We start from the raw sequence: 16,463 nt of genomic DNA, 5'->3' as shown, positions 1-16,463 counted from the left end.
CGCGCTCACCGCGTTCGCACGCGGTCACGGCGCGGCCTGCCGTGTCACCGGCTGCAGCAATTCGATCTCGGCCAGCGCCACGTCCTTGCCCGCGTCCAGGCGCAGGCGGTAGGCGCTGTACGCGCCGGGCTTGGCAATGCGGAACGGCCGCAATTGTCGCGCCCAGGCGAATGCCTGCGCGTGGCGCTGGTCCAGCGTGGTCCACGCGCCGTCTCCGTTGCGCCCTTCCAGCGTCCAGGCCAGGCCGGACATGGCGGCAGCGCCGCTGGTCAGCGTGTAGTGGGTGGCGCGCTGCGGCGCTGCGAAGCGCAAGTCGACACTGGCCCCGGCCGGCAGCGGCAGCGCTGTCGTCGCATCGTCGTCGACCAGGGCGGCGGCCTTGGGCTGTCCTTCCAGCGACACCGCCACGGCCTGCGACGCCACATCCTCCAGCCCGCGCGGCGCGTTGCCCGGCGGCGTCAGCGATGGCGGCAACGCGTCCGCGCCGCTGCCCCAGCGCGAGGGCGTCGCCCCCATCACGAACTCCAGCGTGGCGCCGTCGGCGATATCCTGGTGGCGCAGCCAGGCGGTGTTCCACGGCTTGCCGTTGAGCGTGAGCGACTGCACGTAGACGTTGCGCGCACTGTTGTTGCGCGCGATCACCACCAGCTTGCGGCCGTTGCCGAGATCGACCTCGGCGCGCGGGAACGCCGGCGAGCCGATCACGTACTCCGGCGTGCCCATCCGCAACGGATACAGCCCGAGCATGGCGAACAAATACCACGCCGACATCTCGCCGTTGTCCTCGTCGCCCGGATAGCCCTGGCCGATCTCGCTGCCCAGGTACAGCCGACGCAGCACCTCGCGGGTGAGGCGTTGGGTCTTCCACGGTTGCCCCGCCGCCACGTACATCCACGGCAGATGGTGCGAGGGCTGGTTGCTGTGCGCGTACATGCCCATGCGCACGTCGCGCGCCTCGGTCATCTCGTGGATGACGCCGCGGTAGCTGCCGGCAAAGCGCTTGTCCGCGGTCTCCGGCGTGGCGAAGAGTTCGTCCAGCCGCGCCGCCATGGCGTCCTCGCCGCCCAGCAGCTTGGCCAGCCCGGCCGCGTCGTGCGGCGTGGTGAAGGCGAAGGTCCAGGCATTGGCCTCGGTGTAGTCGCCGCCCCATACGCGCGGATCGAACTTCGACGCAGGTGCACTCCACTGGCCGGCCGGCGTGCGCCCGCGGAAGAAACGCGTGGCCGGGTCGAACAGATACACATAATCGGTGGCGCGCGCCCCGAAGTATTCGGCTTCCTCGCGGTAGCGCTGCGCCTGCTGCGGCTCCTGTTCCTGTTCCGCCAACGCCTGCGCCATCTGCGCCAGGCCGAAATCGTTGAGCGCCCCCTCCAGCGTCCACGACAGCCCTTCGTGCACGTCGTTGGCGGCATAGCCGCGGTACATCGAGCGGGCCAGGCCCTTGCGGCCGACATTCGATACCGGCGGTACCACCGTGGCGTTGCGCAGCGCCGCCGCATAGGCCTCGTGCGCGTCGAACCCACGCACGCCCTTGAGCCAGGCATCGGCAAAGGCCACATCGGAACTGGTGCCGACCATCAGGTCCGCGTAGCCCGGCGAGGACCAGCGCGCCACCCAGCCGCCGTCGCGGTACTGCTGCAGGAAACCATCGATCATCGCCCCCGCCTGCTCCGGCGCGAACAACGCATACGCCGGCCAACTGGTGCGGAAGGTGTCCCAGAAGCCGTTGTTGACGTAGACCTTGCCCGGCACGATCGGCGCCGACGTACGCTCGGCATCGCCGCCGGTGTTGTCCTTGGACCAACTGTTCTGGTCGGCATGCCGCCAGTCCGGATGCGCCGCGTCGCCGACGTTCTCGTGGGCGATGTTGGGATACAGGAACAGCCGGTACAGATTGGAGTACACCGTGACCCGCTGGTCGTGGCTGGCGCCCTGCACCTGTACCCGCCCCAGCACCGCGTCCCACGCGTCCTGCGCCCGCGACTGCACCGCCTCGAACCCGGCGTCGCCGATCTCCTGCTGCAGATTGCGCTGCGCCTGCTCCACCGAGATCAGCGAGGTGGCGATGCGCATCACCACCGTGCGATCCGCGCCCGGTGCGAACTTGACGTAGCCGGTCGGACGGCCGGTGGCGATCTTGCCGCTGGCGGTCCAAGGACGATCGAAGCGCGCATACACGAACAGGCGCGTGGCGCCGTTGGACAGCCCGCTACGTGTGTCGGAGTAGCCGCGCAGCGTCTGCGTCGCCGCGTCCAGGGTCAGCCCGCCACGCGCGTCGACGTTGTCGAACAGCAGGTTGGCATCGCCGCCCTCGGGAAAGCGGAAACGGAAGATCGCCGCCCGCTCGCTCGGCGTCAGCTCCGCGCGGATACCGTTGTCGAAATCCACCCGGTACAGGTGCGGACGGGCCTCCTCGTGGTCGTGACTGAACGACAATGCACGCTTGGCGCGGTCCGCCTCCGGCACCCCGCGCGTGGACGACGGCATCACCTGGAACGTCTGGCGATCGCCCATCCACGGGCTGGGCTCATGGCTGATCGACAGCGCCTGCAAGCGCGGCCGGTTATCGTCGCTGTTCTGCTCGTTCCAGCGGTACAGCCAGCTCAGCGTCCCAGCATCGGTCGCCGGCACCCAGAAATTGAAGCCATGCGGCATCGCCGTGGCCGGGATGTTGTTGCCGCGCGAGAACGTGCCGTTGGACTGCGTGCCGCGCGTGGTCACCACCTCGTCGCTGGGCCGCCGCGCCGCCTGCGGCGCTGCCGCGCGGCGCACCGCGACATCGTCGATCCAGCCCGACGCCACCTTGCCGGCCCCGGGCTGTACCTGCAGCTCGATCGCACGGATGCGTTTGCCGCGCAAGGCTGCCACGTCACCCAGCCGCACCTGCTTGAACGCCCACTGCTGCGGATACAGCGTCTTCGACGCCGCCTGCCCCGCCGCACTGACCAGCGCACCGTGCTGATCCTCCACGCCCAACTCGGACAGGCGGCGCCCATCGTCGAACAGCAGATCCACCGCCACACCGGTCGACGCCACCGTATCGCCGTCGACGATCTCCGGCAGCACCATCCACGACAGCACCGTGTCCTGCTCCACCGGCAGATCGACCGCAAACAGCTGCGCGCGCCCGCCCGCAGTGGCGCGATAGTGCAGCGCATGCAGCCCGGTGTAGCCCATGCCGGCCTTGGCCGCATAGGGCTGCTTGGGCCCATTGCCGATGGCGACCTGGAGACCTGTTTTGTCGGACTGCGTGGCCGACGCTGGCGCAGGTTCGCCCCGCTCGAACGAAGACGCGAAGCCGGCATCGGCCGCGCATGCCGCACCGCTGCCCGCGCACAACAGCGCCGACGCCGCGACGGCCGCCAACCACCGGCGTGAAGACTCAGGCATGTGCGCAAAGCGCGGGCGGATTGGCATGGCAGGCTCCCCAAACTCTCTCGATCGGCTGTGCCGCGACGCGCGGCGTCACGCACCTCCGGTGGCAACGGCGCGCAGCGAAGGCACGCAGCGTGGACCGGATCGACCCGGTGAATCGCAGCTCAAGTCAGCATCCGGCACCGCTTCACGACCGCAGCTGCATGCGGAGAGAAGAGCAGGCCTCAGCAAACGCGTAGCACGCGATCCCTACCCGCCGTCTCCCCCAAGGATGCGCTGCATCAACGGCTTTGGATCGATCCAACCGAGCTAGAAGTAACACGCCTTTTGCAGAGTTGCATGCTGCTGCGCAACAGTCGGAGGGGCATCTTCGTCCAAGCAACACGTACGAATCACGGCCATGCTCCACGCACCGCGACACATCAACACTCAACTAGCAGCCATCCCCTCGAGCACAACCATCGCCTGTTCGAGCCCACCTAGGAGGGCGTCCACAACGCGCGGCGAGATGTCCTGCGGCAGACCGGCTCGCACCTCGGCGATGGCGGCAGGCGGCAGGCGGCAGGCGCTGGATGCTGTGCATCGCGCAGTGCTTGATACCTGCAAAACGAATAAAGTTCAGATAGCTGATATTCGGGTAATTCGCTTGATGCGAGCGCGATTCTCCCGCGCTGACGCTGCGTGTCAAATGGTCGAGTACATGCGTCACGACAGATCGGCCGGCTGCACTCCGATCGTCGCGCGCGGCGGCTCGAATTCGATGTCCGCAACACCGTGCATCGCATCCATCGGATCATTCGCCAACTCGTAGCTGGTGCTTCTACCGCCCGCCTCCGATTTGCGCAGCACGCCTCGGCCCAGCAATTCGTTGATGTCGCGCAGCGCGGTATCGCTGGACGTCTTGGCCAGTGCCGCCCACTTGCTGGTGGTCAATCTGCCCTCGAACCCGTCAAGCAGGCGATTGAGCACCTTGATCTGACGTTCGTTCATGGGAACGACGGCCGCCCGTTGCCAGAAACGCGCCTTGGCAAGCACGCGGTCGAGCGTGTGGTGCGCGTCCTCGACGGCGCGCTGCAAGGCTTGGAGGAACCACAACAGCCACGCGCTCACGTCCAGGTCGCCCTTCTGCGTGCGCTCCAACACCGCGTAGTACGCGCTTCGTTCGCGCTGGATCTGCGCCGACAGGCTGTAGAAGCGTTGCGGGCTGCCGTCGGCACGCACCAGCAACAGATCACCGACGGCACGCGCGATGCGGCCGTTGCCGTCGTCGAACGGATGCAGCGTCACGAACCACAGGTGGCCGAGCCCGGCCTTGAGCAGCGCCGGCGCGTCCTGGCTGTCGTTGAGCCAGCGCAGGAAGACGGTCATCTCGCCATCGAGGCGCTCCGCCGGCGGGGCCTGGTAGTGGACGCGCTGGCGCCCCACTGGACCGGACACCACCTGCATCGGCCCATTGGCATCGTCGCGCCAGGCAGCCACCTTGAGCCGGCTAAGGCCGGAATAGCCGGTGGGAAACAGCGCGGCGTGCCAGCCGAACAGCCGTTCGGCGGTAAGCGGTTGCACGGCATTGGCGGTGGCGTCCAGCACCATGTCCACCACGCCCTCCACATGCCGATCGACGGGCGCCAAGGCCGCCACCTCGACCCCCAGCCGGCGCGCCACGGACGAACGCACCGAGGCCACGTTCAACACCTCGCCTTCGATGGCGCTGGTCTTGACCACATCATCGGTCAGCGCGGCCAGGCTGGCCTGGTCGCGCAAGGCCAGTCCGACATCAGCCAGCCGTCCCAACAGCAGGCCCTGAGCCCGACTGACGGCCGCCAGCGGCTCGGCCAGCGTCGCCAGGCTATAGCGCCAGTTCGGCCAGTCCTTGCGTTGCCAGATGTAGAGCGATTCGCCGCGCATGATGCGGCGATTATGGGAAAGATTTGCCGCAGATACAATCACCGCACTTTTTGCGGCAATTGAGGCAGTCAATCACCGCAGCGTATGCAAGGCCCCTATGGCATACCGCCATACGAGGAGCGGCTCCGTCCGAGGAGTCCGCATGTAGCAACAACGCGGCCACCGCCGCGCCGCCGCTGCCCCTCGAGCGATTCGGCTCACACCGGCCGCCCCGGCAACGCTATCTCCAAATAGAGCGGCTAGGGCGCTAGCTTGCACCTAAGTTGCTTATTCGCCGCCGTTTGCTGCACCGGCGCAGCCGTGATCAGCGGGGCGCCATCGGCCATAGGAATGCACAACTTGCCGCCCACCGCGAAGCCGAGACCTTCCAGCCAAAGACCATGCAAGCGCAGCCCAATGAAATATTTGGCATCACAAAATGCCTATTAGATTAGCTCATCCTGAGCTGAGGCAAATTACTTGGCAGGCACATTCACATTCTATGTCGAGGTATCCAAAAAGCTTCCCACAAGGACGCCATTGCACTTAGAACGGTATATCTTCCTCAATCGAAAATTCGCCCGCATAGCGCAGGGTCTTTTTTAATAACGAAGCAACCTCATCGCGAGTTACCCTATCCCGATTAAGGATTTCCGACTCAGAATCCTCCAAGTCAAGAGAAATTACCAATCTACCCCCGTAGTATTCAAAACCCACCTTGTTTATTCTTTTTTTCCTCCCGAGTTTCCTTAATCGATCATTCAATTTAAACTTAAACTCCCAGCTAAGATTTTCAGAGAAGTATTTCCTAACCAATGAAGAAGTTTTGACCGCCGAGTACGCAAGAGATATTGCACTCTTAAAGAAGCTCGCATTATGTTCATGTAGTGCACCCAGGTCGTCTAGAAATTCTTCAAGTCCTTCCCAACGGACAAAGTGCACAAGCGCAGACCTATCTTTTTTGCTAACAATATACTGCGAAAAGTATAATATGTGAGACACCTCAATTACTCGTGGCGCGGCGTGTTCATATTGAGCATCGACCATAGGAGCATCAAAAATCGTGCACAATACGAACTGATATATTCTCCTCTTGCCTTTCCCACCCGTGTCGAATCTATTTATCTCATGATCCATAGCCTTCATCAAGCAAGTCACAGAATCAAATATTGGCTTATCGTTCTGCGGGGCCCCACTTTCACTAACCAGCTGAAATGCGAATATTTCTCCTTGAGGACTGAGTAATTTATCCTTAATATTTTTACTAGATTCTACGTAGCGAACTTTCCATTCCTCAGAGGCCAAGTACGACCTTAAGGGCTCAGCCCTAGTCCACCAATGAACTGGTTCCCTGTCAGCGTTTGGATCTTTTTCAGGCCGCCCCCTGCTCATAAAGGCAACTGTATTTTTGGCATCTTTTTTGCAGCTCACCAAAACAACGGTAGCGACCTCTATTTCTTTATCTTTTTTTACCTTGTAGGCAATCAAGTCAAGCTCCCGAGCTCGACCGTCAACATCATCCAAATAATACCGGCCATTTATTGTTGCCCACTTTTTTTCTTGGAACTTGAGCGCAACCTTATGCTCCAATATGAATCCAGTATCTTCAAGCGCCTGCAGAACTTTATTACCAGGGGCTGCGGCACGCATATATCCACCTATTATTTAATTGAAGAACGGAGTCAGGTTGACTTTTAAGTCACTCATATTCAAGAAAAGACAACATGCGATTGATTTGCATGCTGATGGTGGGCCCACCAGGATTCGAACCTGGAACCAAAGGATTATGAGTCCTCTGCTCTAACCGTTGAGCTATAGGCCCGGATGCGTCCGGAGCGGGCGGGCGATGCGTCGGCCGCCGGCTTGGCGCCTCTGGCGTGCATGCAGAGGAAGGCGCCGAGGCGGGCGTGAGTTTACCGGTCGGGGTGGTGGGCTGTCTGCCCGGAGTGGTAGACGGGGCCAAGAATTGCTCTCGGCCCGCGGGCGCGGCGAGCTGAGCGCCAAGGACTGCACCTGTTGGGTGCGAATCCTTGGCATCTCATGTGGTTGCGACTCAGATGCTGACAGTGGACCGGGAAAGCGTCGGGACTGAAGTCCCTCCCACAACAGCCGGCTTCTCTCCGAACAGCCGGCTGTTTCCGCCATCTAGCCGCGAGCCCTTCTGCTCTCTCGCCCTACTCCTCCACCCCAAGCACCAACACCGCCAACGGCGGGATGGTCAACGCCAGCGACGCCGGATGCCCATGCGCGCCGACGTTTTCGGTGCGCACGCTGCCGCCATTGCCGGTGTTGCTGCCGCCGTAGATCTCGCTGTCGGAGTTGAGCAGTTCGCGCCAGCGGCCGGCGCGGGGCACGCCGATGCGGTAGCCGTGGTGCACCTGCGGGGTGAGGTTGGCCACCACCAGCAGCGGGGTGTCGCCGCTGCGGGCCTTGCGCAGGTAGGCGAACAGGCTGTTGCCGGCGTCGTCGCCAATGACCCAGGCGAAGCCTTCGGGTTCGTCGTCGCGGGCGTGCAGCGCGGGGTGTTCGGCGTAGAGGCGGTTGAGGTCGCGGACCAGACGCTGGATGCCGCGGTGGTTGGGTTGGTCGAGCAGGTGCCAGGGCAGCGCGGCGTCGTGGTTCCACTCGGTGGGCTGGGCAATTTCGCAGCCCATGAATAGCAGTTTTCGTCCGGGGTGGGTGTACATGTAGCCGAGGTAGGCGCGCAGGTTGGCGAAGCGTTGCCAGTCGTCGCCGGGCATGCGGCCAAGCAGGGAGCGCTTGCCGTGCACCACTTCGTCGTGGGAGATGGGCAGCATGAAGCGCTCGGAATACGCGTAGACCATGCTGAAGGTCATCTCGCCGTGGTGGTAGCGGCGGTAGATCGGGTCCAGTTCGATGTAGTGCAGGCTGTCGTGCATCCAGCCCATGTTCCACTTGTAGTCGAAGCCCAATCCGCCGTGGGCGAGGTCGGCGGTGACGCCGGGCCAGGCTGTGGATTCTTCGGCGATGGTCATGGCGCCGGGCGCCTGGTCGGCCACCACCTGGTTGAGCCGGCGCAGGAAGGCGATGGTCTCGTAGTTCTCGCGGCCGCCGTGGATGTTGGGCACCCACTCGCCGGCGTTGCGGCTGTAGTCGCGGTAGAGCATGGAGGCGACGGCGTCCACGCGCAGGCCGTCGACGTGGTAGCGCTGCAGGAACTCCAGCGCGCTGGCGATCAGGAAGCCGGAGACTTCGCGACGGCCGTGGTTGTAGATGAGGGTGTTCCAGTCGCGGTGGAAGCCTTCGCGCGGGTCGGCGTGTTCGTACAGGGCGGTGCCGTCGAAGTGGGCCAGGCCGTGCGCGTCGGTGGGGAAATGCGCCGGCACCCAGTCGACGATGACGCCGATGTCCTCGCGGTGGCAGCGGTCGACGAAACGGGCGAAGCCTTCCGGGCTGCCGAAGCGCGCGGTGGGCGCGAACAGGCCCAGCGGCTGGTAGCCCCAGGAGCCGCCGAACGGATGCTCGGTGATCGGCAGCAGTTCGATATGGGTGAAGCCCATGTCGGCCACGTAGGGAATCAGCCGCTCGGCCAGCGCGTCCCAGTCCAGCATGCTGCCGTCGGCGGCGTGCATCCACGAGCCGGCGTGCACTTCGTACACGCTGATCGGCGCCTGCGGGGCGTGGCGGCGGGCGCGCGTGGCCATCCAGGCGTCGTCGCGCCACTGGAAGGGCGTGGGGTCGGCAACGATGGACGCGGTGCCGGGCGCCAGTTCGGCTTGGCGCGCGACCGGGTCGGCCTTGGCCGGCAGTTCTTCGCCGCGCGGGCCGCGCAAGGCGAACTTGTAGCGCGCGCCGGGGCCGACGCCCGGCACGAACAGTTCCCACACGCCGGCCTGGTGGCGCAGGCGCATCGGGTGGCGGCGCGCGTCCCAGCTGTTGAAGTCGCCGATCACCGCCACGCGCGAGGCGTTGGGCGCCCACACCGCGAAGCGGGTGCCGCGTTCGCCGTCGACCTCGATCACGTTGGCGCCAAGCGCATCGGCCAGGTGCAGGTGATGGCCTTCGCCGATCAGGTGCAGGTCGAAGTCGCTGAGCTGCGGGCCGAAGGCGTAGGCGTCGGCGGTGTCCTGCTCGCCGCCGGGCCAGCGGATGCGCAGGCGGTAACGGCCCTCACCCGGCAGTTCGGCGTGGAAGAAGCCTTCCGGGCCCTGCTGCAGCGGCACTTCGCTGCCGTCCTCCAGCACCGCCAGCACCGCATCGGCGCCCGGCTGGTAGCTGCGCAGCACCCGCGCATTGCCGAGGCGATGCACGCCCAGCACGGCGAACGGATCGCCATGGCGGGCGGTGGCGAAGGCGCGTTGCGTCGCGTCGTCCCAGACGTGGACGGCATCACTCATCGAATCGACTCCTGGGGCGCGGGAAAGCGGTCGAGTATGCGCAACAGTCCCTGTATGGGCACCATGATCCATGCCGGGCGGTTGGCGGCCTCGTAGCGAATTTCATAGCAGGCCTTCTCGATCAGGAACAGCAAGGTGGTGGCCTCGAACGCGGCTGGCGCCACCCACGGATGCGGGCTGGCATCGAGCACGGCACGGTAGGCCGACAGGAACGCGGCGCTGGCGCGGCTGCGGAACGCGGCCAGGTACGCCTCCTGCGCGGTGTCCAGGCCGACGCCCACCCGCGCGGCGGTGCCCTCCTCGCCGCGTGCGGAGACTTCGCTGGCGTAGTCGAGCGAGCGCAGGAAACCGGCGACGTCGTGCAGCGGGCTGGCCTTGGCACGGCGTTCGTCCAGCGACTTGGCGGGCTCGCCTTCGAAGTCGATCAGCACCACGTCGTCGAACGCGACCAGGATCTGGCCGAGATGGAAATCGCCATGCACGCGAGTCAGCAGTGCGCCGGCCAGCAGCGCCGGCGCCTGCTGCAGCCAGGCATCCAGGCGCGCGCGTTCGGCCAGCAGGCTGTCGACCGCAGCGTGTTCGGCCGGGTCGTCGTGGGCGTCGCGGTGCGCCAGCAAGGTGTCCCACATGGCCTGCACTTCGTGCACCACGCCATCCACCACCTGCTGCGCGGCAGCGGCATCCACCGGTTGCGGCGCGAAGGCGGGCGCGTCGCTGGGCTGCGCCAGCACCGCGTGCAGTTCCGCCAGGCGCCGGCCAACCAGGGTGGCGAAGGCGTCGTAGCCGGCCACGCTTTCCAGCCGCGCGGCATCGTCCTGCGCGGCGTCGTATTCCTCGGCACCGCGTGACAAGTGGTCCAGCGTCCAGCGCCAGGCATCGCCCTGGTTGCGCACGAAGCCCTGCAGCAGGGCGAGCGTGGTCTCGCTGCCGTCGGCCTCGACGCGGGCGACATGGCCCAGCAACGGCGCGGCGTTGGCGTAGCCCAGCGCGGTGAGACGCTCGCCGATCTCGATCTCCGGGTTGATGCCGGCCGACACGCGGCGCAGCAGCTTGAACACCGCCGCGTCGCCGACAATCAGCGAGCTGTTGCTCTGCTCGGCCGACAGCCAGCGGATCTCCGGGTCGGCAGGGATGTTCACGCGCTGCAATGCGGGCGTCGGACAGAAGCGGATGCGCTCGGTGCCGGCTTCATTGCCGGCCTCGCCATCCACGCGCAGCTCCGCATTGTCGCGCAACGCGGCGAGCATGCTCAGGGTGAAGGGCTTCAGCGCGAAGGCGTCGGTCAGGTAGCCGACCTCGCGGCCATGGCGCACCCGTGCCAGCGCCAGTTGCTCGGCCAGCACGCTCGGCTGCTCGCGCTCCCAGACGATGCCCAGCGGCAGGATGTAGCGCTCGTGCGCACCGTCGTCCAGTTCCGCCTCGATTTCCAGCAGGGTGAGACCGTCGCCGCCGGACAGCGGCGTGCGCCGGGCGATGTGCACGCTGCGCAGCGCGCGGTCCTTGGCCGCGAACCAGCGCCGCGTGGACAGCCACGCCGGCAGGATGTCGCGCTCCAGCGTCGGCAGATGCGGTTGCAGGCCGGCGCTGTCGGTGCCGCCGCGCAGCACCAGGGTCTGGTAATCCGGCAGCGGCACCGGTGCCGGCACGTGCCAGTCCGGCAGGGTGGCGTTGCCGACCAGTTGGAAAGCGTAGAAGCCGAACGCCGGCACGGTGAGCAGATAGGTCAGGCGCCCGATCGGCGGGAAGCTGCCGCCGCCTAGGATGTCCACCGGCACCCGGCCCTCGAACTCGGACAGGTCCAGCTCCACCGCCTGCAGCGTGTGCGAGAGGTTGGCCACGCACAGCACGGTCTCGTCCTCGTGGCAGCGCAGGTAGGCGAGCAGGCGGCGGTTGCCGGGGTACAGGAAGCGCAGCGTGCCGCGGCCGAACGCGCGGTAGCGCTTGCGTACCGACAGCACGCGGCGGGTCCAGGTCAGCAGCGAGTACTGGTCGCGCTGCTGCGCTTCCACGTTGACCGCCTGGAAGCCGTACAGCGGGTCCATGATCGGCGGCAGCACCAGCGCGGCGGGGTCGGCGCGCGAGAAACCACCGTTGCGGTCGATCGACCACTGCATCGGCGTGCGCACGCCGTCGCGGTCGCCGAGGTGGATGTTGTCGCCCATGCCGATCTCGTCGCCGTAGTACAGCACCGGCGTGCCGGGCATCGTCAACAGTAGCGAGGTCATCAGTTCGATGCGGCGGCGGTCGCGCTCCAGCAGCGGCGCCAGGCGCCGACGGATGCCGAGGTTGATGCGCGCGCGGCGGTCGGCGGCGTAGGTCTGCCACAAGTAGTCGCGCTCGGAGTCGGTGACCATTTCCAGGGTCAGCTCGTCGTGGTTGCGCAGGAAGATCGCCCACTGGCAGCTCTCCGGGATCTCCGGGGTCTGGCGCATGATGTCGGTGATCGGGAAGCGATCTTCGCGCGCGATTGCCATGTACATGCGCGGCATCAGCGGGAAGTGGAACGCCATGTGGCATTCGTCGGCGTTCTCGCCGAAGTACTGCTGTGTGTCTTCCGGCCACATATTGGCCTCGGCCAGCAGCATGCGGTCGGGATACTCGGCATCGAGCGTGGCGCGGATGCGGCGCAGGATGGCGTGGGTCTCGGGCAGGTTCTCGTTGGAGGTGCCGTCGCGCTCGATCAGGTACGGCACCGCGTCCAGGCGCAACCCGTCCACGCCCAGGTCCAGCCAGAAGCGCATCACCTCCAGCACCGCTTCCAGCACCGCCGGGTTGTCGAAGTTCAGGTCCGGCTGGTGCGAGTAGAAGCGGTGCCAGAAGTACTGGCCGGCCTCCGGGTCCCAGGTCCAGTTGGACTTCTCGGTGTCGCAGAAGATGATGCGGGTGCCGGCGTAGTCCTGGTCGCTGTCCGACCACACATAGAACGCGCGCTCCGGCGAGCCGGCCGGGGCCATGCGCGCACGCTGGAACCAGGGGTGCTGGTCGGAGGTGTGGTTGATCACCAGTTCGGTGACGATGCGGATGCCGCGCGCGTGCGCCTGCTCCACGAAGCGCTGGAAGTCGGCGATGCTACCGTAGTCCGGATGCACCGCCATGTACTCGGCGATGTCGTAGCCGTCGTCGCGACGCGGGCTGGGATAGAAAGGCAGCAGCCAGATCGTATCCACGCCCAGGTCGGCGATGTAGTCGAGCTTGGAGATCAGCCCGGGGAAATCGCCGATGCCGTCGTCGTTGGAGTCGAAGAACGACTTGACGTGCACCTGGTAGATGATCGCGTCCTTGTACCAGCGCGCATCGCCGGCCGGTGCGCGCGGCTCAAGTTGGGGGGACGACGGCGCGGCGACATTCATGCGGTGACTCCGGCGCGGATGCGCCACAGGGAGAACGGCCGCGACGGATCGAGGCGGATGTGTTGGGTCTTGCCGTGCCAGGCGAAGTCGTGGCCGTCCCACAGGTCGCGCACGGCGACGCTGGCGTGGTCGGGCAGGCCCAGTTCCCACAGCGGCACCTCGATCTGCGCGTTCTGCGCCGCATGCGGATCCAGGCTCACCGCCACCAGCACCAGGCTGCGACCGCGCGCCAAGTGCGCGGCATCGAGGAACTTGCCGAAGTACAGCACCTGCTCGTTGTGGGCGACGTAGAAGCGCGTGCCCAGGTGCGACTGCAGCTCCGGATGCTGGCGGCGCAGCAGGTTGAGACGGGTGATCTCGTCGACGATGTCGCCCGGAGCGCGCTCCGGCCACACGCGCAACTGGTACTTCTCCGAGTCGAGATATTCCTCCTTACCCGGCAGCGGCGTGGCTTCGCACAGCTCGAAGCCCTGGTACATGCCCCATAGCCCGGACAACGTGGTCGCCAGCGCGGCGCGGATCAGGTGCCCGCTGCGCCCGCTGTGCTGAAGGAACAGCGGATTGATGTCCGGCGTGTTGACAAAGAAGTGCGGGCGGAAGCACTCGCTGGGCACGCCGCTGTTGAGTTCTTCGATGTAGGCCTGCAGCTCGGCCTTGTGCTGGCGCCAGGTGAAATAGGTGTAGGACTGCGAGAAGCCGACCTTGGCCAGCCGGTACATTGGCTTGGGCCGGGTAAAGGCCTCCGACAGGAACACCACTTCAGGGTGGCGCCCGCGCACTTCGGCGATCAGCCATTCCCAGAACGGGAACGGCTTGGTATGCGGGTTGTCTACGCGGAACAGGGTGACGCCCTCGTTGACCCAGAACAGCACCGCATCGCGCAGCGCATTCCACAGCGCCGGCACCGCGCCGCTAGCGTAGAAGTCGACGTTGACGATGTCCTGGTACTTCTTCGGCGGGTTCTCCGCGTACGGGATGGAGCCGTCGGCGCGCCAGGTGAACCAGTCCGGGTGGTCGCGCAGCCAGGGATGGTCCGGCGCGCACTGGATGGCGAAGTCCAGCGCCAGTTCCAGGCCGTGCGCGGCCGCGGCGGCGCGCAGGCGGCGGAAGCCTTCAAGCCCGCCCAGCTCCGGGTGCACCTCGGTATGCCCGCCCTCGGCCGAGCCGATCGCATACGGGCTGCCGGGTTCGCCCGGCTCGGCGGTCACCGCGTTGTTGCGGCCCTTGCGGTTCTTCTCGCCGATGGGATGGATCGGCGGCATGTACAGCACATCGAAGCCCATCGCCTGGATGTGCGGCAGCCGCGCGATCACGTCGTCGAAGGTGCCGTGGCGCTGCGGGTCGCCGCTCTGCGAGCGCGGGAACAGCTCGTACCAACTGGCGAAGTGCGCGGCGCGGCGTTCGGCCTCGACCCGGAACGTCATCGGGTACTCGGTGCGGAACGGCTTGGCGTCCGCACGCGCCATCGCCTCGGCGGTGTCGGGTTCGAGCAGCAGTTGTGCCTTCTCGGCGAGGTCGCCGGCGCGGGCGATGCGGGTGGCGATGGCTTTCAGCCGCGTCGCCAGTGCACCACGGCTGCGGCCGCGTGCGGCCTCGACCTGGGCCAGCGCTTCCTGCACGTCCACCGGCAGCAGGGTGCCGGCGGCACGCTTCTTTTCCAGGTCGGCGTGGGTGGTGGCGTAGACATCGCGCCAGGCTTCGATGCGGAATTCGTAGCGGCCCAGGCGCTGCAAGGGGAACTCGCCGCGCCAGCGGTCGTTGCCGAGCGCGCGCATCGGTGTGCTGGACCAGGTCCGCGCATCGGCGGCACGCCACAGCAGGGCGACGGCGATGCGGTCGTGGCCATCGCAGAACGCATCGGCTTCGACGCAGACGCGGTCGCCGACCGTGCGCTTGACCGGGAAGCGCCCGTCGTCCACCGACGGCGTCACCGACTCGATGCACACTCGCGCCTCGCCGGCGGCGACCTCGGCCGGGGTGCGTGCGCGCGCCGCGGTCAGCACCGGGCGCGCCGGCAGGCTGCGATAGATGCGCACCTCGCCCGCTTCCAGGGTGCCGCCCTGCTCGCCCTGGATCGGATCGCCATGGTCGCTGAGCAGGCCCTCGCTGTCGCCGAGCAGGCGCAGCAGCGCCGGACCCGGCACCGGCAGCAGGTGGTCGCGATCGCTATTGAGCAGCACCAGCCACGGCGTGCCGTCCAGCGGCTCCACCGCCACCGCGGTCAGCGCGCCGTCGCGCAGCAGCGGGCGCAAGCGCAGCGACGTGGTGGCATCGGGCAACGACGCGGCCGGCGTGGACGCGTCGCTCTCAGAGGATACGTGATGGGTCTCGGACTGCTCCTGTTCCGACGGCGCGTCTTGCGCGGCGATCGCCCACGCACCGCCGAATGCGGCGGCCAGGCGCTGCCGCTGCGCACGCGGCAAGGGCAGCGGAGAGGCGGAAGGTGCGTCGGCGTCGACGGTGGCGATCACGCGGCCCGCCAGCGCACGCAGCGCGCTGTCTTCGTCGAAGAACCAGTCGCCACGGCCGTCCCACCAGGCCAGCGAGGAGAACGCGGCATCGAAGCCGGCGCCGGCCAGGCTGCGCAAGGCGTCCAGCCCCAGCCCGGGCGTCCACGCCAGGAACCGCGCGTGCGGCGCCTGCGCATGGACCCCGTCGATCAGCGTGCGCCACAGCGACGCCGGCACGCGCTGCGGCTGCAACACGCGGAACCCGGCCACGCCGCCATGCACCCAGTCGAGCAGCCGCGCGCTCCACCACTGCGCCAATCCCGCGCCTTCCTCGGCGGAGGAGAAACGGCCCTGGGCGATGTCCGGCGCGGCACGTTCGGCGCGCGGGTCCGGCAACGCCGAGCTGCGCGCGCGGAACCAATGCGGATGTTCCTGCAGCAGACGGCTGCCGCCGCCGATCTCGTCGATGCGCAGATCCAACACCACGCGCAGGCCGTGCTGTTCGGCCCGCTGGATCCACTTGCGCAACTGCGCGTGACCGGCGGGATCGTCGGCTGCCGGATCGTGCAGGCGTCCGTCCGCGTCCTGCGCGAACGGACTGGGCAGGACGATGTGATCGCAGCCCTGCGCCTGCGCCGCCGCCATGGCCGCGTCCAGCGCGGCCGCATCGTGAGGGGGAGAGAGAGACAGCAGGCAGACATGCATTCGGAAGATCCCGTTCGACGAATGAGAAGGACACGTCGCCTCTGCGCGCCGTTGCCGGCAGCGCGGACTGCGCCGTCGCATGGCAACGGCGTCGGAACGGGATGCGCCTGCACGCGGTCGCGCTTCCAAAGATCGCAACGGTGCCGGCGCACCCGGTCCGCGCGATGCGATGCAGCCGCGCCACAAGACCACGAACGCCGCAAATGGAATGTGTGGATGACATTAAATGCGCGTGCATGTGACGCGACGCGCTGTGACAAGGTGTGGCGGCGCACGCTGCGCGGCGCCATACGCAATGCGGATCACGCCGAATTCACGCGGTGCTGACGCTCGCGCTTGCG

Annotated in this window: 6 protein-coding genes and 1 tRNA gene; all 7 read right to left on the bottom strand. The window is 66.7% G+C overall.

What is annotated here, in order from left to right:
* Positions 1-24: 24 nt before the first annotated feature.
* Positions 25-3,390: a GH92 family glycosyl hydrolase gene (locus tag AC1PMG_RS03485; RefSeq protein WP_481110675.1), complete on the bottom strand. Its 3,366-nt coding sequence runs from the start codon at positions 3,388-3,390 to the stop codon at positions 25-27.
* A gap of 690 nt (positions 3,391-4,080) precedes the next feature.
* Positions 4,081-5,280 carry a Fic family protein gene (locus AC1PMG_RS03480; RefSeq protein WP_223875686.1) on the bottom strand — a complete coding sequence of 400 codons (1,200 nt, stop codon included), beginning with the start codon at positions 5,278-5,280 and terminating at the stop codon, positions 4,081-4,083.
* Positions 5,281-5,805: 525 nt separating this feature from the next.
* On the bottom strand, positions 5,806-6,909 hold the full coding sequence (locus AC1PMG_RS03475; protein ID WP_481110674.1) for a hypothetical protein: 1,104 nt from the start codon (positions 6,907-6,909) through the stop codon (positions 5,806-5,808).
* Between the two features lie 96 nt (positions 6,910-7,005).
* Positions 7,006-7,081 (bottom strand) — tRNA-Ile (locus tag AC1PMG_RS03470).
* 352 nt (positions 7,082-7,433) lie between these two features.
* The gene (gene glgB, locus AC1PMG_RS03465) at positions 7,434-9,617 is read right to left on the bottom strand and encodes a 1,4-alpha-glucan branching protein GlgB (protein ID WP_481110673.1); all 2,184 of its coding nucleotides are present in this window, start codon (positions 9,615-9,617) and stop codon (positions 7,434-7,436) included.
* Positions 9,614-12,967, bottom strand: coding sequence for a maltose alpha-D-glucosyltransferase (gene treS / locus AC1PMG_RS03460; RefSeq protein WP_481110672.1), 3,354 nt, complete (start codon positions 12,965-12,967; stop codon positions 9,614-9,616). The genes glgB and treS overlap by 4 nt, the downstream gene beginning before the upstream one ends.
* Positions 12,964-16,122: a maltotransferase domain-containing protein gene (locus AC1PMG_RS03455; RefSeq protein WP_481110671.1), complete on the bottom strand. Its 3,159-nt coding sequence runs from the start codon at positions 16,120-16,122 to the stop codon at positions 12,964-12,966. Before AC1PMG_RS03455 ends, treS begins: the two co-directional genes overlap by 4 nt.
* Between the last annotated feature and the right edge of the window lie 341 nt (positions 16,123-16,463).

The organism is Xanthomonas sp. NCPPB 2250, assembly GCF_056725265.1.
Note: the sequence above shows the minus strand (reverse complement) of the source record. Positions and strands in the feature narration are given on the sequence as shown.